The 25,578-nt window shown below is 41.3% G+C and carries 19 protein-coding genes and 1 pseudogene; 10 read left to right on the forward strand and 10 right to left on the reverse strand.

Going from position 1 to position 25,578, the window contains the following annotated elements; all coding sequences use genetic code 11:
- Positions 1-25: 25 nt before the first annotated feature.
- Positions 26-733 carry a phosphatase PAP2 family protein gene (locus tag FTT72_RS05270; RefSeq protein ID WP_180022305.1) on the reverse strand — a complete coding sequence of 236 codons (708 nt, stop codon included), beginning with the start codon at positions 731-733 and terminating at the stop codon, positions 26-28.
- Between the two features lie 172 nt (positions 734-905).
- On the opposite strand from FTT72_RS05270, the pseudogene FTT72_RS05275 reads away from it, so the two are divergent.
- Positions 906-1,604 (forward strand): annotated as a pseudogene (locus FTT72_RS05275) (HAD family hydrolase).
- Positions 1,605-1,679: 75 nt separating this feature from the next.
- On the opposite strand, the gene FTT72_RS05280 reads toward FTT72_RS05275, so the two are convergent.
- Positions 1,680-2,867: an ammonium transporter gene (locus tag FTT72_RS05280; RefSeq protein ID WP_180177980.1), complete on the reverse strand. Its 1,188-nt coding sequence runs from the start codon at positions 2,865-2,867 to the stop codon at positions 1,680-1,682.
- A gap of 591 nt (positions 2,868-3,458) precedes the next feature.
- On the opposite strand from FTT72_RS05280, the gene FTT72_RS05285 reads away from it, so the two are divergent.
- The 3 genes from FTT72_RS05285 to FTT72_RS05295 all read left to right on the forward strand — a co-directional run bounded on the left by FTT72_RS05285 (position 3,459) and on the right by FTT72_RS05295 (position 5,380).
- Entirely contained in the window at positions 3,459-3,581 is a 123-nt protein-coding gene (locus tag FTT72_RS05285) for a DUF559 domain-containing protein (protein WP_180177981.1), read from the forward strand.
- A gap of 96 nt (positions 3,582-3,677) precedes the next feature.
- Positions 3,678-4,037, forward strand: coding sequence for an endonuclease domain-containing protein (locus FTT72_RS05290; protein WP_180177982.1), 360 nt, complete (start codon positions 3,678-3,680; stop codon positions 4,035-4,037).
- 89 nt (positions 4,038-4,126) lie between these two features.
- Positions 4,127-5,380, forward strand: a complete 1,254-nt coding sequence (locus tag FTT72_RS05295) for an RES domain-containing protein (RefSeq protein ID WP_257233401.1) — start codon at positions 4,127-4,129, stop codon at positions 5,378-5,380.
- A 146-nt stretch (positions 5,381-5,526) separates the two neighbouring features.
- Here FTT72_RS05295 and metH read toward each other — a convergent pair whose 3' ends face one another.
- Positions 5,527-9,216, reverse strand: coding sequence for a methionine synthase (gene metH, locus FTT72_RS05300; RefSeq protein WP_180177984.1), 3,690 nt, complete (start codon positions 9,214-9,216; stop codon positions 5,527-5,529).
- A 479-nt stretch (positions 9,217-9,695) separates the two neighbouring features.
- Here metH and FTT72_RS05305 point away from each other — a divergent pair, with 479 nt between their 5' ends.
- On the forward strand, positions 9,696-11,315 hold the full coding sequence (locus tag FTT72_RS05305) for an inorganic phosphate transporter (protein ID WP_180035527.1): 1,620 nt from the start codon (positions 9,696-9,698) through the stop codon (positions 11,313-11,315).
- Positions 11,316-11,480: 165 nt separating this feature from the next.
- Here the strand turns inward: FTT72_RS05305 and FTT72_RS05310 are convergent, their stop codons facing one another.
- The 3 genes from FTT72_RS05310 to FTT72_RS05320 all read right to left on the reverse strand — a co-directional run bounded on the left by FTT72_RS05310 (position 11,481) and on the right by FTT72_RS05320 (position 14,293).
- Positions 11,481-13,031, reverse strand: a complete 1,551-nt coding sequence (locus FTT72_RS05310; protein ID WP_180177985.1) for a hypothetical protein — start codon at positions 13,029-13,031, stop codon at positions 11,481-11,483.
- Positions 13,032-13,250: 219 nt separating this feature from the next.
- Entirely contained in the window at positions 13,251-13,430 is a 180-nt protein-coding gene (locus FTT72_RS05315) for a hypothetical protein (protein WP_180005268.1), read from the reverse strand.
- A 245-nt stretch (positions 13,431-13,675) separates the two neighbouring features.
- A complete protein-coding gene (locus FTT72_RS05320; protein WP_111884441.1) occupies positions 13,676-14,293 on the reverse strand; it encodes a rhomboid family intramembrane serine protease in 618 nt (205 codons plus the stop codon).
- Between the two features lie 158 nt (positions 14,294-14,451).
- Between FTT72_RS05320 and nfuA the strand changes: the two genes are divergently transcribed.
- Both nfuA and FTT72_RS05330 read left to right on the forward strand, forming a co-directional pair.
- Positions 14,452-15,090 (forward strand): Fe-S biogenesis protein NfuA, encoded by a 639-nt coding sequence (gene nfuA / locus FTT72_RS05325; RefSeq protein WP_180164106.1) that lies wholly within the window; start codon positions 14,452-14,454, stop codon positions 15,088-15,090.
- 232 nt (positions 15,091-15,322) lie between these two features.
- Positions 15,323-17,518 carry a TonB-dependent siderophore receptor gene (locus FTT72_RS05330; RefSeq protein ID WP_180177986.1) on the forward strand — a complete coding sequence of 732 codons (2,196 nt, stop codon included), beginning with the start codon at positions 15,323-15,325 and terminating at the stop codon, positions 17,516-17,518.
- Positions 17,519-17,555: 37 nt separating this feature from the next.
- On the opposite strand, the gene FTT72_RS05335 is transcribed toward FTT72_RS05330, so the two are convergent.
- Positions 17,556-18,563 carry a hypothetical protein gene (locus FTT72_RS05335; RefSeq protein WP_180010102.1) on the reverse strand — a complete coding sequence of 336 codons (1,008 nt, stop codon included), beginning with the start codon at positions 18,561-18,563 and terminating at the stop codon, positions 17,556-17,558.
- A gap of 46 nt (positions 18,564-18,609) precedes the next feature.
- Complete coding sequence (locus FTT72_RS05340; RefSeq protein ID WP_373686889.1) at positions 18,610-19,650, reverse strand: alpha/beta fold hydrolase; 1,041 nt, start codon at positions 19,648-19,650, stop codon at positions 18,610-18,612.
- A gap of 334 nt (positions 19,651-19,984) precedes the next feature.
- Between FTT72_RS05340 and FTT72_RS05345 the strand changes: the two genes are divergently transcribed.
- Positions 19,985-20,599, forward strand: coding sequence for a carbonic anhydrase (locus FTT72_RS05345; RefSeq protein WP_078189941.1), 615 nt, complete (start codon positions 19,985-19,987; stop codon positions 20,597-20,599).
- A gap of 83 nt (positions 20,600-20,682) precedes the next feature.
- On the opposite strand, the gene FTT72_RS05350 is transcribed toward FTT72_RS05345, so the two are convergent.
- Positions 20,683-21,312, reverse strand: a complete 630-nt coding sequence (locus FTT72_RS05350; RefSeq protein ID WP_180055371.1) for an arylesterase — start codon at positions 21,310-21,312, stop codon at positions 20,683-20,685.
- A gap of 11 nt (positions 21,313-21,323) precedes the next feature.
- Here FTT72_RS05350 and FTT72_RS05355 point away from each other — a divergent pair, with 11 nt between their 5' ends.
- A complete protein-coding gene (locus tag FTT72_RS05355; RefSeq protein WP_180177987.1) occupies positions 21,324-22,055 on the forward strand; it encodes an ABC transporter ATP-binding protein in 732 nt (243 codons plus the stop codon).
- Positions 22,052-24,553: an ABC transporter permease gene (locus tag FTT72_RS05360; RefSeq protein ID WP_180177988.1), complete on the forward strand. Its 2,502-nt coding sequence runs from the start codon at positions 22,052-22,054 to the stop codon at positions 24,551-24,553. The genes FTT72_RS05355 and FTT72_RS05360 overlap by 4 nt, the downstream gene beginning before the upstream one ends.
- 129 nt (positions 24,554-24,682) lie before the next feature.
- On the opposite strand, the gene FTT72_RS05365 is transcribed toward FTT72_RS05360, so the two are convergent.
- Positions 24,683-25,507, reverse strand: coding sequence for a rhomboid family intramembrane serine protease (locus tag FTT72_RS05365; RefSeq protein ID WP_180177989.1), 825 nt, complete (start codon positions 25,505-25,507; stop codon positions 24,683-24,685).
- Between the last annotated feature and the right edge of the window lie 71 nt (positions 25,508-25,578).

The following is a 25,578-nucleotide window of genomic DNA, read 5'->3' on the forward strand; positions in this document are numbered from 1 at the left end:
TTAATTTACTCCTTGCGAATAAAGCCTATATCCATTCAAAGTGTTTATAGGCAGTTTTGATTTTTTCTGTGGGTAGATAACGACAGCCAAATGTATAAATGACTGTGTTAAAGGCCCAAATAAACCATGCTGTCCATAGATTATGACTCAGAAAATGCGCACCCCGCATCATTTGCGCCCAGCCAAAAGCAAAGCCTAAAATCAGCCCAGCAGATAAAAAGAAGTAAGCACCGGCAGGTCGATGTATGCGATAAACAAAATATCCTGTGATTAAGGCAAAACCAGTCGCAGCATGGCCACCAGGGAAACAGTGTCCTTGGCGTGCAGAAAAATCCCAAGAAAAGCCATGGGCTGTAGCGACTGTCATATTCCAAGGGCAGGCATGCGCAGATTGTGATTTGAGCAACCCAATGACTGCCGTGCTGAGTAGAGCAACCACGAAAAAATAACCAAATTCAAACTTGCGAGCTTTCAGATGTGGATATTTAAAACTGCATATCCATGCTGCGATATAGAGAACATACACACCTATGACGATATTCTTGATATAGCGATGGTTCAGCACCGCAAGTGCCCAATCATTACGATGAGGAAAACCACCATGTAGGTCGACCCAAGGCTGAATAAAAGCTTGGTCGAGCGAACCACCGACGGGAAAAACATAAAGGAGGCCAACCATACTGAGCGTGAGCAGCAGGGCTTGTCGCAATAAAAAGGTACTGTTCGAGAGCATAAGTCGTGCGATGTGCTGAAATTATTTTGTTTGAATGCTGCTATTTGAAACCACGAAACTTAAATCAGACTTAATCGGCTATTTGAACTGTATCGATATCGATAGCGAAGAAGGTGCATAAAGCAAAACGGGCATTGTGTTAAAGTTTTTGAAAACTCAGTAATAAAGATTTATGAGCATACGTGCAGTCCTTTTTGATTTAGATAATACTTTGACTCATCGAGATCACAGCGTTCAGGCCTATACGCAGTATTTAGCCGAGTCTTATCAGTCGACGCTGGTGGAGGTAGACCTTGTACAGATTAAACGTATTATTAATCGTATAGATAATGGGGGATATCCGAAAAAAGAACTCCTTACTCATCCGAGTATTGGGGCATCTGTCGCTTATGCTCTACAAACGGAGCTGGATTGGATACATCAACCCGATTTTGATGAGCTCACACAATTTTGGTTTCAGCACTTTGGTTAGTTCGCCGTGGCGATGCCGGGAGCATTGACCTTGCTGCAGCAACTAAAACAGCAGCAGTATAAACTGGCGGTGGTGTCGAATGGTGGACATGCCACACGCCTGAATATTTTGAATGGACTAGGTTTTGCATCGTATTTTGATCAGATCATCAGCTCGGAAAGTGCAGGCATCAGTAAGCCCAAAGTTGAAATATTTCAGTACAGTTGTCGTGAGTTGGGCGTGACGGAAACCGAGTGTTTATTTATTGGTGATCATCCTGTCAATGATATTTACGGTGCGAGCCAAGCAGGGATGTCTGCTGTATTGCTTGAAGGCTTTCATACTTTAAGTGCTGAACAACAGCACAGCATTCCGAATAAAATTCAGCATTTGGATCAGGTCTTAGATTTTCTAAAATAAGGTGATTTAAACTCAAGCTTTAAGCGAAGTTTAGGGTAAAAAAAGCGGCATAAATGCCGCTTTAGATTGTGTTGTTTAGAACATGTTTTCTTCAGAGTTTGCCGAAATACGGTGAATACTTAAGTCTGCACCACGGAATTCTTCTTCTTGATCTAGGCGAATGCCCATCGTTACTTTGAGTAGACCATAAATGATGAATCCACCAGCCAATGCAATCACGATCGCGAGCAGCGTACCGATACATTGAGAGATCATTGAAATACCGCCTAAACCGCCCAACCATTTTTGTCCAAATACACCCACTGCAATACCACCGAAAGCACCACAAACACCGTGTAGTGGCCATACGCCAAGTACATCATCGACTTTGAGTTTGTTTTGAGTGTATGTAAATAGTTTGACAAAGATCAGACCTGCGATAGCGCCGATAATTAACGCACCGACAGGATGAACTACATCTGAGCCTGCACAGATTGCAACCAAACCGGCTAAGGGACCGTTATGTAAGAAACCGGGGTCATTTTTACCCATAAAGTTTGCTGCAAGCGTGCCGCCCACCATTGCCATGAGAGAGTTAATTGCAACCAGTCCTGAAATGGCATCCAAACGTTGCGCACTCATCACGTTAAAGCCAAACCAGCCGACGATTAAAATCCAAGAACCTAAGGCAAGGAATGGAATACTTGAAGGGGGGTGAGCGCTGATACGACCGTCTTTTTTATAGCGTCCATGACGTGCGCCAAGTAAAAGTACTGCAGCTAAAGCGATCCAACCGCCCATCGCATGTACCACGACCGAACCTGCAAAATCATGAAATGCTGCGCCAAATGTGCGTTCTAACCATGCTTGTAGCCCAAAATTACCATTCCATGCCATGCCTTCAAAGAATGGATAGACCAAAGCGACCAATAATAATGTGGCAATCGCTTGAGTCCGCATTTTTGCACGTTCAGCAATACCACCTGAAATAATCGCTGGAATGGCTGCGGCAAAAGTTAGCAGGAAGAAACAACGCATTAAGTTGTAGCCATGATCGGCTGCTAAAGTGTCCCCAATATGAAAAAAGTGCTGACCATAAGAGATGTAATAACCCACAAAAAAGTATGCAATTGCGGAAATAGAAAAGTCAGTCAAAATTTTACTCAGCGCATTGACCTGATTTTTATGTCGTACTGTACCCAATTCTAAAAATGCAAAGCCAGCATGCATGGCAAGAACCAAGACTGCACCAAGAAGGAGAAAGAGGAGATCTACATTTTGCATAAGGTGTTCCAGTTTAGTGCGCTAGTTCACGAAAAGAAGTTCAGTATATCGAGCGGAATAATTTCGAAAAGAGGAGTGAGAGAGGGAAATTTTGATTAAAAAAACTAAAAAATGTAGAAGACTCGATATAAAGCAAAGACTTGCATGAGTAGGACAACAATGCACTAAAATAGTGCAATGGTGATTTGCAATGACAAAATTAAATGAATGATTATTAAGTGAAAAACTATGTTTTTAGAATCTGTTTAAAAAATGAAAAACAAATTGCGCCATTTCTGAGTTAATTCAGGGCAATTCATTATTTTGTATTTTTATCTGATTGATAGATGTTAGCGCGATAATGGAACTGAAAATTGACGAATGATACATTTTTGAGAGTCTGTCTGAGCATCTTGTAGTCTTCAAAAGATGAAAGCTGGATGGCTTGCCTGAACTGAAATAATGCACATATATTAACCAATGAAATCTCTGCTGCTGCACTTTTAGATGGCGAAAAACATTCAAGGATGGGGCTGAGGTGATGGTCGTTGGATCTGACTGTATTTGATGACGTGTTCAATTTAAGAGGCACAGGAGTTTTAAGTTTAAGCTTTGAGTCAAATTGGATTGACTGTGCTGAAATTTGATAATGGGCAAGTAATGAATGAGATTGATGGAGTAGTGGAAGCCATTTATCATTATTGTCAACGAATCCCCCTAAATCCCCCTTTTTAAAGGGGGACTTTCGCGAATTAATTGAATTACGTGACAGTCCCTCCCTTTTTAAAGGGAGGTTAGGAGGGATTAAAAATATTAAAATAGAAGAATAAAATGAAACCCTACAATAAAAACTTAAAACAAGCCGCACGTGATTTACGCAATAACATGACCAATGCTGAGAAGTTGTTATGGTCACGGCTTCGCAATAAGCAAATTTTAGGTTTGCAGTTTTATCGGCAAAAGCCCATTTTAAATTTCATCGTAGATTTTTACTGTCCCGCTGCCAATTTAGTCATTGAGTGCGATGGTAGTCAGCACTATACGTCTGAAGGATTAGAGGCAGATCGGGTGAGGGATGAAGCTTTGACTCAGCTTGGGCTAAAGGTGCTGAGATTTGATAATGGAGAGGTAGTGGGACAGATTAATGATGTTGTAGTGATGATTTATAGATTTTGCTCAGGAGAATCCTGATAAATTTTTTATTCTTTGAATAGAGATTTATGTAAAATTAAGTTATTTTCTATTAATCTAATTTTTTAATAGAAAAGTTGGTCAAATTGTTGATTTGTAAAGGTTGTATAGAGAAAAAAACACCTCCATATACTTATGATAATGTAAATTTTGAAAGTCATTTTTGTGAGGTTTGTCAAGGTGAAAATCCTCATTTAGATTATGAGCTTTTTAAAAATAAGCTATTTGATGTGATATCTACTAATTATAGATTTTTGCGTGATTTGCCGTGGAGGGCAGGTTGGTTTTATGAAGCAAATGATGAAGATGGGGTGGATGAATTCTATAGTTTATTAGAGTCATTAGAGTTAGGTGAAGATTTAACGGAAAAATTAGCAGAAGATGGAAGTGAGAAATTCGGTAATGAGTTATTAGTACTTTATGATGATTCTTTAGAAGAGTATGAGGGTTGTGATAGCGAAATTGAATGGGAACATATTCAAACAAGTTTTCAGCATGAATTTAGGTTTTTTAATTCAAAATTAAAAAATTTCTTAGATCATACATTCGAATATTTACTTGATAGTGGAAATATCAAATCATCACTTATAAATAGTATAATACCTAATACGATTTTATATCGTGGCAGAAGTTTTGATAGTTTTAATATTTTAATGAAAGAAATTAATAAAGATAATTTAGCATTTGAATGTGAAGAAGAATATGAAGAAATAGCCAAAAATATTCAAGATAAATTTGGATTAGTACCGCCTTTATTGGCTAGTGACCAACGAATGACACCCTTTGGAGTATCTGCGCTATATTTATCGACAAATAAAATAGCATGTGTAGCAGAAATTAGAGCTTTAGTTGGGCAATATGTAGGTATTGCTCAATTCTCTAACAGAGCAGAGCTAAAATTGTTAAATCTAAATAAGTTAGCTGATGGCTTATCACCTCATCATTTAGATGAAAGCTATTTAGAAAAGTTGGATGTTTATGTATTCTTTAAAAAATTAATTGCGAGTGTATCAAAACCAAAGCTTGAGAGTGGAAAGTTTGATTATTTGATAAGCCAATACTTTTTTGAGTACTTAAGAGTAAAGTTTGGAAATCAGATTCATGGAATTTTTTTAAAGTCGGTACAATTACCTTCTGCTGATAATATTATTTTGTTTCCTGAAATAACTGCACAGGGTATAGATCATTCTGAGTGTATTAATAAGTGTCCAATTTATTTTAAGTGGAATAAAGATTCTATATACGGCTTAAATATTTCTAGAGTAAAGGAAATTTCTATTACAACTGAAATTGAACTTGGATCACCTCATCCAAGGCATACACAATATAGTGATTGGATTTAATCCCTCCTAACCTCCCTTTAAAAAAGGGAGGAGTTGTCACGTAATTTATTTATGTAATCAAATGACAAAGTCCCCCTTTGAAAAAGGGGGATTTAGGGGGATTAAAAAATAAAAGCCCTCACAGTGAGGGCTTTTATTAATGCAAATTATTGAACCGAATCATCCAAATTCGGTGCTAACCAACGCTTCGCCTCATCTAACGTCCAGCCTTTACGTTTTGCATAATCCTCAAGCTGATCGCCTGCGATTTTACCTACGTTAAAGTATTGGCTTTCAGGGTTTGCATAATAGAAACCGCTGACAGATGAAGGCGGCCACATTGCAAAGCTAGTGGTCAATTGCGTACCAATCTTGTCAGTAGAACCTAACCAGTCAAACAACGGCGCTTTTTCAGAATGCTCAGGGCAAGCAGGGTAGCCCGGTGCAGGACGGATGCCCACATACTTCTCTTTAATCAATTCTTCATTGCTTAAGGTTTCAGACGCTTGGTTACCCCAGAACTCTTTACGGATACGTTCATGCAAATGCTCCGCAAACGCTTCCGCAAAACGGTCACCTAAAGATTGCGCAAGAATTGCAGAGTAGTCATCGCCTTTAGCTTTGTACTCATTTGCCATTTCTTCTGCACCAAAGATGGATACCGTGAAACCGCCCAAGTAGTCTTCTGCGACACCTTTAGGCGCAATAAAGTCCGCTAATGACAAGTTTGGTTTACCTGTCACTTTACCAGACTGTTGACGAATGTGATGGAAGGTATGCGTAACCGATTGACCATCTTCGCTATACACTTCAACCGAATCCGCTGCAGAACGGTTAGCAGGGTAAATACCAAACACAGCACGAGCATCAAAACGTTTGTTGTCGATGATGTCTTTTAGCATGGTCTGTGCTTGTTCATACAAGTCAGTTGCTGCTTCACCTACAACTTCATCCGTTAAGATAGCAGGGAATTTACCTGCCAAACTCCAAGAAATGAAGAACGGTGTCCAGTCAAAGTACTCAACTAATGTTTCCAATGGATAATTGGTCAGCGTTTGCGTACCAATAAAGTTTGGCTTCACAGGCGCATTGGCAGCAAAGTCAATTTTTAAGCCATTTTCTACAGATTCAGCATATGTCAGCTTGGCAGCTTTTGGCTGTTTATTGGCAATACGCTCACGGACTTTTTCATATTCAGCACGTGTGTCTTCAACAAATTTAGGCTTCATTTCTTTAGAAAGTAAAGTTGTTGCTACACCCACAGCTCGTGAAGCATCGGCAACATAAATGACTGCATCATTTGAATATTGCGGATCAATTTTCACTGCCGTATGCGCTTTAGAAGTGGTTGCACCGCCAATCATCAATGGAACATTAAAGCCTTTGCGCTGCATTTCTTTCGCAACAAAAACCATTTCATCCAGTGACGGCGTAATCAGGCCAGATAGACCAATAATGTCGACTTTCTCATCAATGGCAGTTTGCAGAATCTTCTCGCAAGGCACCATCACGCCAAGGTCGATGATGTCATAGCCGTTACAGCCCAACACCACGCCCACGATATTTTTACCGATGTCGTGCACGTCGCCCTTCACCGTTGCCATTAGGACTTTACCCTTAGATTGGCCAGCTGTTTTTTCCGCTTCAATGAACGGATTCAGCCAAGCTACAGCCTGTTTCATGACACGTGCAGATTTCACGACTTGCGGCAGGAACATTTTGCCCGAACCGAACAAATCGCCCACCACGTTCATGCCGTCCATCAGCGGGCCTTCAATCACATCTAAAGGACGAGCTGATTTTAAACGCGCTTCTTCAGTATCTTCATCAATGAACGTTGTGATACCTTTCACCAAAGCATGCTCAAGACGTTTTTCAACTGGAAGCTCACGCCATTCCAAGTTTTCCACTTGTTTTTGCGCAGCACCTTGACCACGGTATTTTTCAGCAACTTCAAGCAGCTTTTCTGTAGCTTCTTGATGGCTTTCACCTTGGTTTTGGTTCAAGATCACATCTTCAACCGCAGCTTTCAGTTCAGCATCAATTTCATCATAAATCGCCATTTGACCTGCGTTGACGATACCCATAGTCATGCCTTGCTGAATGGCATGGTATAAGAACACTGAGTGAATCGCTTCACGTACAGGCTCGTTACCGCGGAAAGAGAACGATACGTTAGACACACCGCCAGAAATCATGGCATGCGGCAAGTTTTGCTTAATCCAGCCAGTCGCTTCAATGAAGTCCACAGCATAGTTGTTGTGTTCTTCGATACCTGTTGCCACTGCAAACACGTTCGGGTCAAAAATGATGTCTTCAGCAGGGAAGCCAACTTCATTCACTAACACGTCATAAGAGCGCTTACAGATTTCTTTTTTACGTGCAGCTGTATCGGCCTGACCATTTTCGTCAAAGGCCATCACAATCACGGCAGCCCCATACTGACGGCACAAACGCGCTTTTGCAACGAACTCGTCATAGCCTTCTTTTAAGGAAATCGAGTTAACAACCGCTTTACCTTGTACACATTTTAAGCCCGCTTCAATGATTTCCCATTTAGATGAGTCAATCATGATCGGCACACGTGAAATTTCAGGTTCAGAGGCTACAAGATTAAGGAAGTGCACCATTGCGCCTTCTGAATCCAGCATGCCTTCATCCATGTTGATGTCGATAATCTGAGCACCGGCTTCAACTTGCTGCTGTGCAACTTCTAAAGCTTCGGCAAAGTTTTCTTCACGGATTAAGCGTAAGAATTTTTTAGAACCTGTTACGTTGGTACGTTCACCCACGTTCACAAAAAGTGATTCTTCAGTGATGTTAAATGGCTCTAAACCACTTAAACGACACGCAGGTTTAGTCTCTGGCACTTGGCGCGGGGCAATGTCTTTTACGGCATTGGCAATAGCACGGATGTGATCCGGCGTTGTACCGCAGCAGCCGCCCGTGATGTTAATCAAGCCACTTTCTGCAAATTCTTTAATAAAGGCAGCGGTTTGTTCAGGGGTTTCATCATAACCGCCGAAGGCATTTGGTAAGCCAGCGTTCGGATGGGCTGAAACAAAAGTATCGGCAACGTCAGCAATGGTTTTTACATGCGGACGCATGGCATCTGCACCTAGGGCACAGTTAAAGCCAATCGACAATAAGTCACCATGACGCACAGAGTTCCAGAACGCTTCAGCAGTTTGGCCAGTTAAAGTACGGCCAGAGGCATCGGTTATCGTGCCTGAAATCATCAATGGCAATTCATAGCCAAGCTGATTAAACACTTCTTTCACTGCAAAAATGGCAGCTTTACAGTTTAAGGTATCGAATACAGTTTCAATGAGTAGAATATCCGCACCGCCTTCAATCAGGGCATGCGCAGCTTGAATATAGTTTTCTTTTAACTCATCAAAAGTAATGTTACGAAATGCTGGGTCATTTACATTTGGCGAGATCGAGCAAGTACGTGAAGTCGGGCCAAGCACTCCTGCTACAAAACGCGGTTTTTCAGGCGTTGAGTATTTTTCACAAGCTGCTTTGGCAATACGCGCTGCTTCACGGTTGATCTCTGATACCAAATCTTCCATGTGGTAGTCAGACATTGAAACTTTTGTGCCGTTAAAGCTGTTGGTTTCAATAATGTCTGCACCAGCATCGAGATAGGCTTCATGAATGCCTTGAATGATTTGCGGCTGAGTCAACACCAATAGGTCATTATTGCCTTTGAGGTCAGATGCCCAATCTGCAAAACGCTCACCACGGTAGTCAGCTTCTTCGAGTTTATGACGCTGAATCATGGTGCCCATTGCACCGTCGATAATCAGAATCCGTTGAGCGAGCAGCTCTTTTAGGGTGGCAAGCGTGGACATAAATAACCCCAATCCGATGGAATATAAAATCGGCAAATATATTAACAGAATTCATTGCAGTTTTATTGATATTCAATCATCTTCACAGTGCGCAATTATTAGCTTGTTGAATTAATGAGCAATATTGCAACTTGCTAATTTCATATTCCAATTTCATATAAATGTATGGAAAGCTTCATGAATTTGTCATATTGCTCAGGCAAGATTAAAAAACATCCAGCAGGGCTATGCAAAATGACAAAAAAACATGACAGATGAAATATAAGTTGAAATATTGGGTTTCAAAGAAAATAAAGTTTAAATACGCAGATTAAATAACTGATTTACTTTATGAAAGTAGAGTAGGGAAGTCGGTTTTTAACACTTAAAAAAAACAAATAAAGCATGAAAAATTGCTTTATATGACACCGCTTTGTCATATAATTGTCATAATTAAATTGAACAATATGGGGATTTTAAAATCCTCTATTCCTGCCTGCATGAATTCTAAACAAACTCCCGTAGATTCAGCGCACACGTCGACTCCTCAAAAGTCCACGAATGTTCATGTGCCTACACCGAAATTCTTTATGCCGGTATTTTTAACGGTGATTATTTCAACGTTGATTTATATTGGTTTTCAGGTGACTGCCGATTTAGCGCATGTTCCGCCTTTAAGTCTTTATTCAATGATTTTATTGGGCACAGCCTTATTCATCGCACTTGGCTTTGAATTTGTAAATGGTTTCCATGACACTGCAAATGCAGTAGCAACAGTGATTTATACCAATGCTTTGTCAGCACCGGTTGCGGTAATGTGGGCGGGTTTCTGTAACTTCCTAGGCGTAATGGTTGCCAGTGGTGCAGTCGCTTACGGCATTATTGCTTTATTACCTGTTGAATTGATTATGAATGTCGGTTCAGGTGCAGGTTTTGCCATGGTTTTCGCTATGCTGATCGCAGCGATTTTGTGGAATTTAGGAACTTGGTTCTTAGGCATCCCGGCGTCTAGTTCGCATACTTTGATTGGTTCTATTCTTGGCGTTGGCATCATGAACTACCTGTTAAATGCAGGCGGTGGTGCGAGCGGTGTAGATATGGAGCAGGTGCTTAAAGTCGGTAAGGCGTTATTGTTCTCGCCACTGATTGGTTTTGCATTTGCCGCTTTAGTTTTCTTGTTGGTGAAGCGTATTTTCCGCAAACAGCTTGAATTGTTTCAACCACCAGAAGGCAATAAGCCACCACCACCACTGATTCGTGCAATTTTGATCTTTACCTGTACAGGTGTAAGTTTTGCGCACGGTTCAAATGATGGTCAAAAAGGTATGGGTCTGATCATGCTGATTTTGATCGGATGTGTGCCATTGGCTTATTCACTGAATAAGAACTTAGATAATCAACATATTCAATCTTTCCATCAGTTATCTGCTCAAACTGCGACGGCGATCTACGCAGAGCATAAGGATATTCCTGATGCACAAGCACGTGATGTACTCACCAAATACATTCAAACCAAAGAAGTCAGCCCAGAAGTTGTGCCAGCTTTAGCAAGTTTGACCGATCATTTAGGTGAGCGAGTTGCACAGTATGGCGACTTAAAAGATATTCCTGAACAAGAAGTATCTTCGATTCGTAATGATATGTACTTAAGTACCACTGCTTTTAAACGTCTAGATAAAGCTGAACAACTACCAGCAATGGCAGAAGCTGAACAAAAGACTGTGAAAGAATATCGTAGTCACTTAGATTCGTTCTTACAGTACATTCCAACATGGGTAAAAGTCGCTGTTGCATTGGCACTGGGTCTTGGCACCATGGTGGGCTGGAAACGTATTGTTGTGACTGTCGGTGAACGTATTGGTAAAAACCACATGACCTATGGTCAGGGCATGTCTGCCGAGCTTGTTGCTATGTCAACGATTGCTGCTGCGGATGGTTTTGGTATGCCTGTATCGACCACACACGTATTGAACTCTGCGGTTGCAGGTACCATGGTCGCGAATAAATCGGGTCTGAACTTTGCAACAGTGAAGACCATTCTATCGGCTTGGGTCTTCACTTTACCTGCAACGATCTGTCTATCAGGCTGCTTGTACTGGTTATTCTTGAAAGTGTTCTAAGCAACTCAAATTCCAGATATAAAAAAACGCTGCTTCGGCAGCGTTTTCTTATGGCTTTATCTCAGACATCACCGATTTTAATGGGATGACTGAGAGCTGAATTAGAACAATCAAACTAGCGAGTTGAAGCTTTGCAAAGTTCAACACTTATTTGAACCAATGCAGTTACGCTTTTTTAAACAGTCCCAATACTTTTTTCACGGGCAATTTCTCTTCAGCAAAACCATACAGCGCTGCAAAAGGTAAGGCAGTACGCGCCAAATAAGCCACACGCCATAAGCCACCATGGTTGGCACCATGCATCATGAGTTCTAATGGGTGGTCTAGCGCCGTTTCAGGGTTAGCAACCGATTGAGGGTTTCTCAAGTCGTGAATCCATAAAGCCGCCATGAGTGCATTGGTGGTTTCAGGTTGGAAGGATTCCACATCAAATAAACTCGCACCATTAAATGCGGCTTTTAATAATGGATTCTTCGTCACTGAGCGGGTCGTGGTGGATGGCGCAATATTGATACTAACCCGCTGACCATTTTGACGTGCGACAGTTGCGCGCCATTGTTGGATACGTTTTGCGAGTGCGTAGTTTGGACCTTGTTCCACCACCAGACAGTCAGCAATACCATAGGATTTTCCATTGTCTGCTGTGGTGGTTTGCTCATTATTTTGCTTAAAGAAATGCTGACCTGTGACTTTGGCAATACTTTGTGTCAATAGTTTTTGTGCAGAAGCACGGTTTTGGAATTTGGCTTGCGCTGCCGTAACAATCTCTTCTGGAACCGCATAGACATCGGTCGGAGTACACATAAACATCAAGCTGGTGTCGGCTTTTTGTTGGCTGACATAGGCCATGATGCTGTCCATTGCCATTGCAACACGAACATGCTTTTCACCATCTAAATAGGCAATTGCAGCCAGATCTAGTTGATGTTCACTTTGTGCAAGCCATTGTGCAATTTCAGGAATGTGTGTCAGTAAATTGGCGCCCAATTTGTGTTTTAGTTCTTGAATGGGTGTGTCTTCATGCACAGCGTCGAGACTTGGTGCATATAAAGTGGCATTACCGGATTGAACCGTGCTTAAGATTCGATCCCAAACACGTTCATTATTGAGGTCGATTGCCACAATATTGGCTTTCCATTTTGTTAACCACGTCAGAGGGCCAGCTTCGGAGGCAGCACCAAAAAGCACCATAGTCCGATCTGACAAATCGAACCATTCTGGGTGTGCAATGGCTTCACGTAATGCGTCGGCATGACTGGCTTCAATGATGCCAGCATCTTGCCATTTTTGAATCTGAGCCAGTAAAGCCTCACCTTGAAGTTTTTGACCATGATAGGGCACATACCACTCAGGCGCTGCGTCACTTTCACCTTTTAATTTCACGGTATGCAGCGGATGTGCAGTCAAAGCTACTGCATCTTTGAGCGTATACTTTTCTTGATTACGATAAAACTCAAAGACGTGATGCGCTTTATTTAAACCTTGCTCAGCAATGTTGATCGCAGCTTCAGATGATTGAATTCCTTGTTCAACCAAGGCTTTAAAATATTCAGGATATTTTTTACGCCAGTTTTTTTCTTGTTTTGCACGTACAGAAGAGTGATGGTCAACTGCAGCTAAGGCTTCAGCGATAATTTCACGACCAGTTTTAGATGTACTCGGCTTTTGGTTTGAAGCCGAAATGGGAAATTGAAGACCTTCAGTTGAACTCGACATGCAAAATATCTCAGCTAATTTTGTCATTAATATACAGATGTATACATTATCTATGCCAAATTAAAAAATAGGGTGGCATAAAGTGCCAGATTTATATGATTTGTCATGTGCTTTTGTGAACTTTCGTAGAATATACAGCTTCAAATTTTATTGCTGGAATTGAAAAAGCCTTCGGTTTGAAGGCTTAAAAGAAGAGGGCATGAAATCAGCAACGGCAAATCAACAACGGCCTTTTTTAGCCTGTCCGGGCGGGCAAAAGTCGCCATGTCGATCTGGGTAATTGTAAGGATAGTGATTACGATCTGGGTCGACCACGATACTGCCTTCACGAGTGTGAACGGCACAAGCACTCAACACGCAGGTCAACAGCAAACTTGAGAACATCAGGACTATTTTCATTGGAATTTTCCCTTTTTTATTCTGTGTCATTTCAGTTTAAATCAGGGCATGGGTAGATAGCGTTTCAATCTGCTGTGAAATTGTATAGCTCGATATTCAAAGTGCGGTGTTGTAGATATGGGAAATTGGCTAAAGAAAAGATCAATGGTCATGAGGTTAAACTCGGCGCAATAAAAAAGCCTAAACTGAAACGGTTTAGGCTGTCATTTTACTGGTTAAATCAGACTGATTTTTTAGACTTAACGTTAGAAAGGAACGTTTAATAACTGACTTAAGAAATGTGGAATGAGTTTCGGTTCAAGAATAATCGTCATGATTACACCATACGCTGCGCCCCAAAGGTGTGCGCTGTGGTTAATGTTGCTGTTGCCACGTTTACCTGACCAAATACTATAAGCCACATAAAGCACGGCAAAAATAATTGCAGGAACAGGAATAAAGAATACAAAAATCAGTTTCCACGGTTCAAACAAGATATACGCAAAAAGTACCGCAGATACCGCCCCAGAAGCCCCTAAACTTGCCCAATGGGTATCATGCTTATGTTTTAAATAACTCGGAATAATCGCAGCGATCAAACCGCCCAAGTAAAACAGCACAAAGCCCATGTCGAAAAAATATTGGCGATAAAAACTTTCAATCACGCTACCAAAGAAAAATAAGGTAATCATGTTGAATAATAGGTGCGCGCCATCTGCATGAATAAAACCATGGCTAATAAATCGGTCATACTCGCCACGACTGAGGGCAGGCGGCCAAAATAACAAACGATTCATCACTTTCTGATTTGAAAATGCAATCAGTGAAATCACCACCGTAATCAGGATAATGGTCACGGTGTGGTTAAAGGGTAGGCCCAACATATATGACTATTCTACTTGTTAAAATTTATGCTCAATAATGCCATTAAATCTGCCTAAAGCGTGAACTTTCAGAATAATTCCGACAATTTTAGTTGATTTTTTTCTAATGCCCCGCATCTTAAGTTAAAATAGCGACTTCAGCTTGAGGAAATATTGTAATGTCGACTGAGAACAAGAGCACAGCAGTTGCTGAAGAAATTCCAAACCTATTGATCACACCAAATGCCCAAGAGTATTTGAAAGATCTTTTGGATAAACAAAATACACCGGGCATTGGTGTACGTGTTTTTGTGGAAAATCCGGGTACGCCACGTGCTGAATGTTGTATGGCTTACAGTGCACCAGAAGAAGTTGTGCCTACAGACTATAAACAAGACTATCCAGATTTCCCTGCATTTATTGACACACCGTCTATTCCATATCTTTTGGATGCGGTGATTGACTATAACAAAGACCGTTTTGGTGGTCAGTTAACTTTCCGTGCACCAAACTCAAAAGTGCCACGTGTGGGTCCAGATGCCTCTGTAGAAGAGCGAATCACTTATGTTCTACAGTCAGAAATTAATCCTGGCCTTGCCGGTCATGGTGGTAACTGTGCATTGGTAGAAGTGGTTGAAGATGCAGAGCATGGTTTAACTGCAGTGCTTAAATTCGGTGGTGGTTGCCAAGGTTGTTCTTCAATCGATTTAACCCTGAAACAAGGTGTTGAAACAACATTGAAGCAGCATGTACCTGAATTAATGCGCGTTGTTGACCAAACGGATCACAGTAATACTGAAGGTGCTTATTTCAAATAAGTTCAGTATTGTTATAAAAAAGCCGCAATGATGCGGCTTTTTTATTGTCTAAATCAAATAAAACGAAGATTTTTAAATGGTTTCTGAGGTTTTTACAGCGAGATGATAAGCGATATCACAAATATAAATGAGAATGATTATTAAAATTAGTTGCAATATTGTTCGTGGTAGTTACAATGTGCAACACAATATTCAAGATTTCTCCATAAATACGTTCATTTGGAAGCACTCAATGACCAAACAACTATTAAAATCAACGCTTACACTTTCAATACTCTGTGCATTGGTAAGTTTGTCGCATGCAGAAGATGTGCAAACTGAAGCAACAGACGAATCCGTAACGAAGATGGAAACCATTGTTGTTACTGCAGCAGAACAGGTTAAACAATCATTAGGTGCTTCAAAAATTACGGCAGAAGATTTAGAAAAAATACCGGTTGTTAATGATATTTCAGAGTATGTGCGCCGTATGCCGGGTGTGAATTTGACTGGTAACAGTGCCACCGGGCAACGTGGTAATAACCGTCAGATTGATATCCGTGGTATGGGGCCTGAAAACACGTTGATCTTAATTGATGGCAAGCCTGTAAATTCGAGAAACTCAGTACGTTATGGCTGGCGCGGTGAGCGTGATACACGTGGTGATTCGAACTGGGTACCTGCGGATGCCATTGAATCGATTGAAGTGCTGCGTGGTCCAGCAGCAGCGCGTTATGGTTCAGGTGCGATGGGTGGTGTGGTCAATATTAAAACCAAGAAAGTGACCAACGACGTGCATGGCTCTGTGGAAGTTTTTACCAATCAACCTGAAGACGCTAAAGAGGGCGCAAGTCACCGTGAAAGCTTTAACTTAAGCGGGCCAATTCTCAAAGATGTCCTTTCATATCGTTTATACGGTAGTTATAACAAAACCGATTCAGATGCTGCGGATATTAATGCATTAATGGACAATGGCGCGCGTATGGCGGGTCGAGAAGGCGTTGAAAATAAAGATATCGCAGGGCGCTTGGCTTGGCAGTTGAACGATCAACAAGTCTTGATGTTTGACGCAAGTGTTGGCCGCCAAGGCAACCGTTTTGCGGGTGACAGTCAAAACAGTGTATTTGATCCAGCCGATCCGAACAAGGCGCCCATTTTATCCGCTTTAATTGGTGAAGAAACCAATACCATTTATCGTGATACTTTTGCATTAACTCATGAAGGTACTTGGGGGTGGGGTGACAGTAAACTCATAGCGCAATATGACAAAACCAAAAATAAGCGCTTACCTGAAGGTACAGGTGGTAGTACAGAGGGGCAGATTAATAATCTTGAAAATAAACAAACGTCACATCTAGAAACCATTCGCTTTAATGCAGAAGCCAATCTGCCGTTCCAATGGTATGTTCCACAGGTATTAACTTTAGGCACTGAGTGGGTTGAAGATGACTTTACCGATACGGTTAATACACAAGCTGGCGCAGGCGGTTTTGGTGATGCGCTGACTTCAGGTGACCGTTCACAAATGGATTCACGGATTGCGTCGGCCTATATTGAAAATAATATGAATTGGGGCGAAAGCACCGATGTTGTTTTGGCACTGCGTTATGATAATCATAGTAAATCGGGAGATAGCTGGAGTCCAAGTCTCAATATTACGCAAAAACTTGGTGACTATTGGACACTAAAAGGTGGTGTAGCTAAGGCGTATAAAGCACCCAATATGTACCAAAATGCGGAAGGTTATCTGTTAAGCACTCGCGGTAATGGCTGTCCAATTGGGCTGAGCCAATGTTTATTACAAGGTAATGGCGATCTCAAACCTGAAACTTCAGTGAATAAAGAATTAGGTGTGCAGTTTGAAAAAGACATCGTAAATGCAAGCTTTGCATGGTTCCGTAATGATTATAAAAATAAGATCGTTGCAGGGGATACACGTCTAGAAGAACTAGAAGTAAATGGAACAACATATAATGTATTGCGTTGGATGAATACGCCAGAAGCCTTGGTGGAAGGTGTTGAAGGAAGTATTTCTTTGGACTGGGGTGATATCACGTGGACCAATAACGTCACCTATATGATCAACTCTGAAGATAAACGTACTGGCAATCCACTTTCAGTGATTCCAAATTACACCATAAACTCTATTTTGAACTACAACATCACGGATCGATTAGACAGTAACTTTGTCTATACCCAATATGGTCGTCAAAAACCACGTCAATATGCAGAAACTAGTCTTGAAAGCAAAAATGGCTTGGCGATGGATAGCGTGAAAAGTTATGGCATTGCAGGCATTAACTTTGGTTATAAATTTAATGCGGACTTGAGTGCTCGTATCGGTGTGAATAACCTATTTGATGAGCAAAAACTGCGTGATAAAACGGTCAACCAAACATATAACGAGCCGGGTCGAGCTTACTATGCAAGTTTGAAATACCAATTCTAAGTATTTCCAAAAGAAAAGCCGCTTCACGCGGCTTTTTTTATGCTTGGATATTTAAAATTTTCAGTGCTTCACTTGAGTAGTAGAATTGTTCTAAATAGAGACGTGAACGCTCACGCAAATAACCCGACTCAATCATTTGTTGAACGATAGGATTGAGTAAATTTTGAAGTTCATGCTGAATCAGTGCTTCATCAATATTTAAATCACGCAGCAATAAATCAAAAGGGCGTTCTGCATTGCGCACGTACCAAGCGTATACGCCATCATGCACTTGCTGTTTCATATACTCAGACTGTCGCATAAAGTCCCAAATTTCATGACCCATAGCGACGGTTTGCGGCAAGTCCTGAACTTCAACATAGTTCTTTAATACCGAAACTGGCAGCGCTTTAATTTTATGCCACAAATTGGCCTGAAAATGGTACAGCTTATGATCATCAAAGTGCTGATTTAACACGGTTTCACTCATTTGACTGAGCTTTAAAATATTCTTTTGCAAATATTTACTGACTGCATTATCTAAATTGGTATCTGTGACGTTTTCCAGTACCGATTTCCCCATTTTCATAAATCGTGAAACACCGGGTACAGATTTTGCAATCACCGAATTATCTAAATAATCTTGTATCGCATGTTGAATCAATTGACTGATCATGGCTGAAAATGCAGGATTGTTGACCATGGTATGAATTAAACGCTGACGATGTCCCTGTTTACTTGCCACATACTGTGCAATTTTATCGATGGTCAACACAGGAATGATTTCGGCAATCGTAGTGCTGTCATTTGCAGGGTGAATCAGTGCAAATTTGATATGTTCAGCAATTTGCTCAATTAGAAATTGACTTGCAGGGGTATTTAAAATTTGTTTCTGCAACAAGGCATTGATTTGATCAAAACTCCAAATTTGCTGCAAAGATTGTTTACGAAACCATTGATAAAAATGGGTGAATTCAGTGGCTACGGTATCATTGTGTGAAAAGCTCTGATCTAAAAAGTTCAGTTGAGCGTCAATCAACTGCTCAATCATCGGGTTTTTCTGCATACTTTCCCTGAAGCCCCAGTGATGGGTATCTAAAAATGGCGAATGCTCAGTTTAACTGAATCAGTTTATCTACCAAAGGATTTTTAAACTTTTGACTTTTCGCAAGGAAAGGTAAGTAATGGTCTGCAACTTGTTGTTCGGCTTCTAAGATTGGCATATGACCGACGTTATTTAAAATCACTGGGGTTTCTGCACGTTTCAGTAAAGACTTGAGTTCGCCAGCCACTTCAACATTAAAGATTTTATCTTGTTTGCCCCAAAGGATCAGGGTTGGTGCTTCCACCGTTCGTGTTAATCGAGCAAAAGTTTCAGGGGTGTAGATTCGATTGAGCGTGACGACTTGATCGATCATTTTACTGGTGAAGGGCGCACGCGCAATTAAGATATTTTCCTGCGCTTCTTTAAGCTGTGTTGGAACATTGGGCGGATTTTGCATGAGTTTATGCATAACATCATCTAAATCCCCCGGTTTTGAAACGATTAAATTTTTAAGTTTATACGGGTCGCGGGTATAACTGGTATTGGCCTGTTTATAAATGCCCGCGCTGTTGAGTAAAAATAAGCTTTGGGTGTCAAAAGGATATTGAGAGGCATATACCGTGGCAATGGAACCACCCAGCGAGTGACCTGCGACATTCAGTTTATCTTCAATATCTATTTTAAGGACAAACTGGCGTAGTTGTTCCGTGACATTCGGCACTGAGACATCAAAATCGACCGGCACATGTGTATCGCCATTGGCCGGAAGGTCGGGGATGATCACGTGATAGTTCGGTGTTAAATAATGCGCAACACGGTTCCAATTATCACGTGTGCCACCTAAACCATGAATCAGCAAGATGGTCGGTTTAGAGCGTTGACCGCCTTCGCTATAACTCCAATTCACATTGCCGACTTGAACACTATGTGTGACTAAACCTGCCGCTTTACGCTCTTGGCTCAAATAATTTTGCACGATAGAGGGTACGGCAAAGTTTTTGCTGATGGGAGACGGATTTGCAGCCAAAGTGTTGTTGGCAGTAAACGTCATACAGCAAATTGTTGCTAGCTTGAAAAAGCCAAAAATGCGTGAATGATGTCCTTTCATTGACGTTTACCCCAGTTAAATCGAATCGATATATTTTTTAGATCATTTATATGACTATTATCAGAATGGGCTGAAATAGTAAAAGCGTATATTTATGAAATATATTGTAAATTAAAAATGACCTTTGTCATCCATTGCTTTTTTGACGTGGTTAAACTTGCGTTTTAATAATGTGAACCATTACAGAAAAAATAATTTTTTTTGATGAATGTGGAGTAGCATTTTCTATCAAGATGCATCGTCGTAGAAAAAATTCACAGCAATTGTTTTTGCAAGTGACAATCGATTCGACTGGGATTAAAATATTGCAACTTCGGATAAGGGTAATTAGAACATGCTAGCAGCAGCAGAAGCTTTAGATCGTTTAAAGAAAGGGAATCAACGTTTTGTAAACGGTGAAACGAATCACCCGAAGCTTTTGACGCATCAACAACGTGCTGAAATGGCCGAAAGCCAAGAACCTTTTGCGATTATTTTAGGGTGTTCAGACTCACGTGTTCCTGCTGAAATGGTATTTGACCAAGGCTTAGGCGATTTATTCGTGATTCGTGTTGCAGGTAATATTGTGGCACCGTCTCAAGTCGGTAGCGTGGAATTTGCAGCAGAAAGCTTCGGTTGTCCTGTTGTAATTGTATTGGGCCATACACACTGTGGCGCGATTCATTCTACGATTGAAGCTTTAACTAACCCTGCGACACCACCATCAGCTAACTTGATGTCGATTGTGAATCGCGTTCGTCCATCTGTAGAAATACTTATGCAAACTGAATTGAAAGATGATCTTGAAAAACTTTCAATGCATGCAGTACGTTCAAACGTTTTTGCATCAGTAAATCAACTTCGTCATGGTTCAGCAGTCCTCGAAAACTTAATTGCGCAAGGCAAATTAAAAGTGGTGGGCGCTGAGTATTCACTCGAAACGGGTGAAGTGAGCTTCTACGATTTCTAAGCAAATTACAGTAAAGACAAGATTTAAAAAAAGGCGCTCAAATGAAGCGCCTTTTTTAACGAATCCATTTTCACCCACTAAATTTATAAGTTTGCTTTAATCAATGGATAAGCATTATTCAGCAAAATTGGTTGCGCTTTGGCATTCGGGTGAATCTGATCTTGTTGCATCAAGTTTTTATGTCCCGCAACCCCTTGCATAAAGAAAGGCAATAATTTGACTTTGTACTGTTGGCTCAACACTTGATAGTTATTTTCAAAAGCTTGGCTATATGCCTTGCCATAATTCGGTGGAATTTTCATTCCAAATAAAATGACTTTCGATTTGGCCTGTTGGCTTTTTTGAATCAGCTGCGCTAAATTTTTTTGAATTTGTGCAGGGGGTTGTCCGCGTAAACCATCATTACCACCTAACTCAATCACCACAAGGTCTGGACGATGAGTTTGCAACAGTTTAGGCAGTCGTGCCAAAGCACCACTGGTGGTTTCACCGCTGACACTTGCATTGACCACTTTATGTTGTTTCGGATACTGTTGGTCTAGACGTTTTTGTAATAAGTGGACCCAACCTTGCTGCACTGAAACACCATAACCTGCACTTAAGCTATCGCCCAAAATCATGATGGTTTTGGCAGAGAGCAGCATCGGGCAGAACATCAGTGCAATAGCCAGCAAGTAACTCAATAGACGATTATTTTGAATGCGATTTTGCATATAGGGAAGATATGACCCAACTCACGACAGATGTTGACATCATGCCACAGGCGATTATTTCTGCACAGCAATTGACACAAAAGATACAACTTCCACAAAAACAGTTATCGATCTTTGAACAACTCGATCTTGAAATATTTGCAGGGGAACAAGTTGCGATCACTGGTCGTTCGGGTTCAGGTAAATCCACCTTGTTGGGGATTTTGGCGACCTTAGATCAGGCCAGTTCGGGACAATTACGGGTCTGTGGTCAGGACATTCATCTATTAAATGAAGAACAGCGTGCTCAAGTCCGTTTGGCCCATATTGGTTTTGTCTTTCAGTCTTTCCAGTTGTTGCCACATTTAACGGCACTGGAAAATGTCATGCTACCGCTACGGTTACAAGCAAATTTTCAGGTCAAAGCTGCCCAAGAAAAAGCATTAAAACTGTTAGCAAAGGTCGGACTAGAACGCCAAGCGCATCAAGCCCCTAAAGTTTTATCGGGTGGTGAGCAGCAACGGGTTGCGATTGCCCGTGCTTTGGTGAGTGAACCCGATCTGATCTTTGCAGATGAACCGACAGGTAATTTAGACAGTGCAACGGCACAGGAAATTGAACAACTGTTATTTCAGTTAAATCGTGAAATGGGAACCACTTTGGTATTGGTGACGCATGATGCCGATTTGGCCCGTCAATGTCAGCGCCACTTTGAATTGGTCAATGGTCAATTGATTGAGCATCGAACAGGAGATGCTGCATGAATCTTTTGGCATTATTTCGACCACTCTTACAGCTGAGTTTTAAAACCACGGGTGTGTATTTATTATTGATCGCACTAACCTTGGCGATCAGTGCCACCACTGCTTTAAAGTTTAGCAATGTACAAATTCAAAATGCTGTAGCGCTACAAGCTGCTGAAATGTTGGCAGCAGATTTGGCGCTGACAGCCAATGAACCAATTCCACAAGAGTGGCAACAACAAGCCAAAGCACAGCAATTAAAACATTCGAATGTCACGCTATTTAGCAGTATGGCACACACCGATCAGCAATTTGTCATGGTCAATGTCAAAGCCGTTGATGCTGCATTTCCATTACGAGGTGAACTTGAAACAGAGCCGAAACTAAACCGGTCCATACAAGCAGGTGAGGTCTGGTTAAGTCCGCGTGCCATGGATTTATTGGGTGTAAAGGTTGGAGATCAGATCAATATTGCCGATGCTGCTTTTCAAGTCAGTGCCAAAATCATTCATGATACCAATCAAGAGCTTGGCTTCAGTGGTTTTTCACCGACGGTTATGATTGCGCAATCTGAGGTGGCGAGAACCAATGCTATCCAAGTCGGGAGTCGGATTGAATATCGCCTGTTAATGGCAGGAGATGCACAAAATACCCAGCGCTTTGAAAAACTGTATAAGCAGAAATTTGGCGATCAAACAGAAAGTGGTGCTGCCAATTCAGATCAAGAGCAGGTTCAGGATGCGGCTCAAAGCAGTTTGAAATTGAGAAATGCCAGTGAAGGCAATACCCGATTGATGAAGCCGATTGCAAACCTAGAAACGTTTTTACAACTGTCCAATATTTTAACCATCCTACTTTGTGGCATCGCCATCGCATTAACCAGCCAGCGCTATGTACAACAAAATCAGGATGCCATTGCACTGATGCGCTGTATTGGATCGACCAAACAGCAAATATTAAGTGCTTATCTGGCTTTACTTTTGGTTGTACTCGGGCTCTCAATCCTGTTTGGAAGTATGATTGGTCTGGGATTGGGCTATGGCTTATTGCAACTCATGCTACAGCTGATTCCTAATTTACAATTAGAGTTTTCAGCCCTGTCTATGCTACTTGGTCCGCTTCCAATTGCAATATTCACCAGTGCGATTGTGTTATTAGGATTTGTTCTTCCAAGTCTTTGGCAATTATTAGGGACACCGCCGGCACGTGTGATACGACAACAAGAGCGTTCTGTACGTTCCATGCTTTGGATGCTCAGTTTCGGCACACTTAGTTTGGTGGTGTTTTGTGTGGTTTTAACTGAAAATTTACAGCTCACCTTATGGCTGATTTGCGCCATTATCTTCCTGTGTGTTGGCCTATATATGATGGTCTGGCTCAGTTTGAAAGCCTTGAAAAGTTGGGGAACGAAAATCTCAGCGTATATACGCACACCGTATCAAACGGCATTTCAAATTACCGCATTGGCATTGGGGCTAAGTCTGATCACGGTTTTAGCGGTATTGCGTACAGATTTACTGGAACGTTGGCAACAACAATTACCACAAGGGACACCTAACCAATTTGTCTATGGATTACCGCCATTTGAGTTGCAGGATTTTAATCAACAACTCAAGCTGCATGGTTGGCAAGGGACGCCGATGTACCCGAATATTCGTGGACGATTAGTTGCAAAAAATGATCTCCCTTTTTCGGATGCTTTAATTAAAAGCAATAATTCATTACGCCGTGAATTGAATCTCACACAGGCTGCAACTTTTCCAAAAGATAATCAAATCATCGCGGGCAATCAGCAGTTTCAACAGGTCAATGAAGTATCGGTAGAAGTGAAAACCGCACAAGAGCTCGGTATTCAAATTGGAGATCGACTGAGTTTTAGCCTTCCTGAAGGGATTTTGCAAGCCAAGGTGATCAACCTTCGCAGTGTAGAGTGGGAAAGCTTTAGTCCAAACTTCTTCTTTATTTTTTCTCCCCAAACTATGGATGAAAATGCAGGCAGTTATTTGGGGAGTTTCTATGTTCCACCGCAAGATAAAAGTCAGTTAATTGATCTGATTCAGCAGTTTTCGAATACCGTGTTTATTGATGTTAGTCTAATTTTGGATGAGATCAAACGCATCGTCAGTGTATTGGTTCAGATTATTACTATCTTGGCGCTATTGGTCAGTATTTCAGGCATTTTGGTCTTGATCGCATGTTTGAACTTATTTATGGATGAACGCAAAAAAGAAGTGGCATTACTGCGTTCCTTTGGCAGTTCCAAGCAAAAGCTAAAGTCGATGCTCAGTTTGGAAGTTGGTTTGATGGGGCTAATTTCAGGTGTCGTGGCGTGTATTTTTGCCGAAGTAATCAGTGCGATTGTCAGTTATAAAATGGAACTGGTCATCCAACTACATGCAGAAATTTGGTTGATCCTCCCATTGGTAATGACCTTAGTCTGTACATTGATCGGACGTTATCGCTTAAGTTATCTTTGCGACATCCCACCCTTAGAAAGTTTGCGTGAACTAAATAGTTAAGCGTGGAGAAGGTTAACGGTTGAGCTAATTAAAAGTGGAGCAAGAACCTAGTGCGTAGTTTGGATTTAGACAAGATTTGACGTGTTTTCAACATGTCTGTGTTGATAGCCACTGGGTTCATTCCACTATTTAATGTGCTGTGAGCGATTGCTTCATCAGCAGGATAAAGTGTTCCCAAAGCGGTAAAATCGGTTGGATTAATTGTTGGCAATGCAGATAAAACAGATAGCATCCGACAGTTGCGGCGATTAGACCGATCATTTGAATGATTAGGGATTGATGTACTTTTTGTCCTAAATACCAAATAAAAGCCAACGCAGCCCCCATCAACATGCCGCCAATATGCGCGGCATTGTTAATCCCACTAATCATAAAGCCCATCGCGAGGTTAATCCCCATCACCATCAATAAGGTTTTTTTATCCAGATAAAATTGCTGTTTAGGTAACATGGGGAGCAGCGAAATAATCGTCAGCGCTGCACCGAGACCCATCACTGCACCCGATGCGCCTGCACCAATACTCGGAAAAAGTTGCTGATTGGCTGCACCTTCGGCCAATAATGCATAACTGTCTTGAATGGTTAAATAACCACTCAATAAACTTCCCATCAGTCCGGCTAAAACATACAGGCCGAGGAAGTAGAAACGACCTAACATTTGCTCGGCAACACTGCCAAAAATATACAAAGCCCACATATTCAACATCAGGTGAATCAGGCCAAAATGAAAAAACATACTGCTGTATAAGCGGATGGGTTCCTCTAAAAAGGTTAAAGGTGCATAATCAGCACCCCAACGCAAAGCATCCAGTGTGTCGGGTTGGCTAACGTTCATTCCATGCAACACTTGCCAGCCAAAGAGTCCAATATTGATGGTAATTAAGAGTGCTGTGATCCACCACAGTTGGATTTGCAGTTTGGGGGTTGATACAGCAGGAGGGCTGAGTTCAGACATGCTATTCTTGTACTGTGTCAAAATATTTAAAAATAAGCTTAACATGAAAAAACAGAATTTCTGGAGTAACA

The sequence above is a fragment of the Acinetobacter sp. YH01005 genome, assembly GCF_013420465.1.
Lineage (GTDB): Bacteria > Pseudomonadota > Gammaproteobacteria > Pseudomonadales > Moraxellaceae > Acinetobacter > Acinetobacter amyesii.

Excerpts from the sequence above, each read along its gene's own strand:
- FTT72_RS05270 (WP_180022305.1), bottom strand. The coding sequence starts at position 733 with ATGCTCTCGAACAGTACCTTTTTATTGCGACAAGCCCTGCTGCTCACG.
- FTT72_RS05280 (WP_180177980.1), bottom strand. The coding sequence starts at position 2,867 with ATGCAAAATGTAGATCTCCTCTTTCTCCTTCTTGGTGCAGTCTTGGTT.
- FTT72_RS05290 (WP_180177982.1), top strand. The coding sequence starts at position 3,678 with ATGAAACCCTACAATAAAAACTTAAAACAAGCCGCACGTGATTTACGC.
- metH (WP_180177984.1), bottom strand. The coding sequence starts at position 9,216 with ATGTCCACGCTTGCCACCCTAAAAGAGCTGCTCGCTCAACGGATTCTG.
- FTT72_RS05305 (WP_180035527.1), top strand. The coding sequence starts at position 9,696 with ATGAATTCTAAACAAACTCCCGTAGATTCAGCGCACACGTCGACTCCT.
- FTT72_RS05310 (WP_180177985.1), bottom strand. The coding sequence starts at position 13,031 with ATGTCGAGTTCAACTGAAGGTCTTCAATTTCCCATTTCGGCTTCAAAC.
- FTT72_RS05315 (WP_180005268.1), bottom strand. The coding sequence starts at position 13,430 with ATGAAAATAGTCCTGATGTTCTCAAGTTTGCTGTTGACCTGCGTGTTG.
- FTT72_RS05320 (WP_111884441.1), bottom strand. The coding sequence starts at position 14,293 with ATGTTGGGCCTACCCTTTAACCACACCGTGACCATTATCCTGATTACG.
- nfuA (WP_180164106.1), top strand. The coding sequence starts at position 14,452 with ATGTCGACTGAGAACAAGAGCACAGCAGTTGCTGAAGAAATTCCAAAC.
- FTT72_RS05330 (WP_180177986.1), top strand. The coding sequence starts at position 15,323 with ATGACCAAACAACTATTAAAATCAACGCTTACACTTTCAATACTCTGT.
- FTT72_RS05335 (WP_180010102.1), bottom strand. The coding sequence starts at position 18,563 with ATGCAGAAAAACCCGATGATTGAGCAGTTGATTGACGCTCAACTGAAC.
- FTT72_RS05340 (WP_373686889.1), bottom strand. The coding sequence starts at position 19,650 with ATGAAAGGACATCATTCACGCATTTTTGGCTTTTTCAAGCTAGCAACA.
- FTT72_RS05345 (WP_078189941.1), top strand. The coding sequence starts at position 19,985 with ATGCTAGCAGCAGCAGAAGCTTTAGATCGTTTAAAGAAAGGGAATCAA.
- FTT72_RS05350 (WP_180055371.1), bottom strand. The coding sequence starts at position 21,312 with ATGCAAAATCGCATTCAAAATAATCGTCTATTGAGTTACTTGCTGGCT.
- FTT72_RS05355 (WP_180177987.1), top strand. The coding sequence starts at position 21,324 with ATGACCCAACTCACGACAGATGTTGACATCATGCCACAGGCGATTATT.
- FTT72_RS05360 (WP_180177988.1), top strand. The coding sequence starts at position 22,052 with ATGAATCTTTTGGCATTATTTCGACCACTCTTACAGCTGAGTTTTAAA.
- FTT72_RS05365 (WP_180177989.1), bottom strand. The coding sequence starts at position 25,507 with ATGTCTGAACTCAGCCCTCCTGCTGTATCAACCCCCAAACTGCAAATC.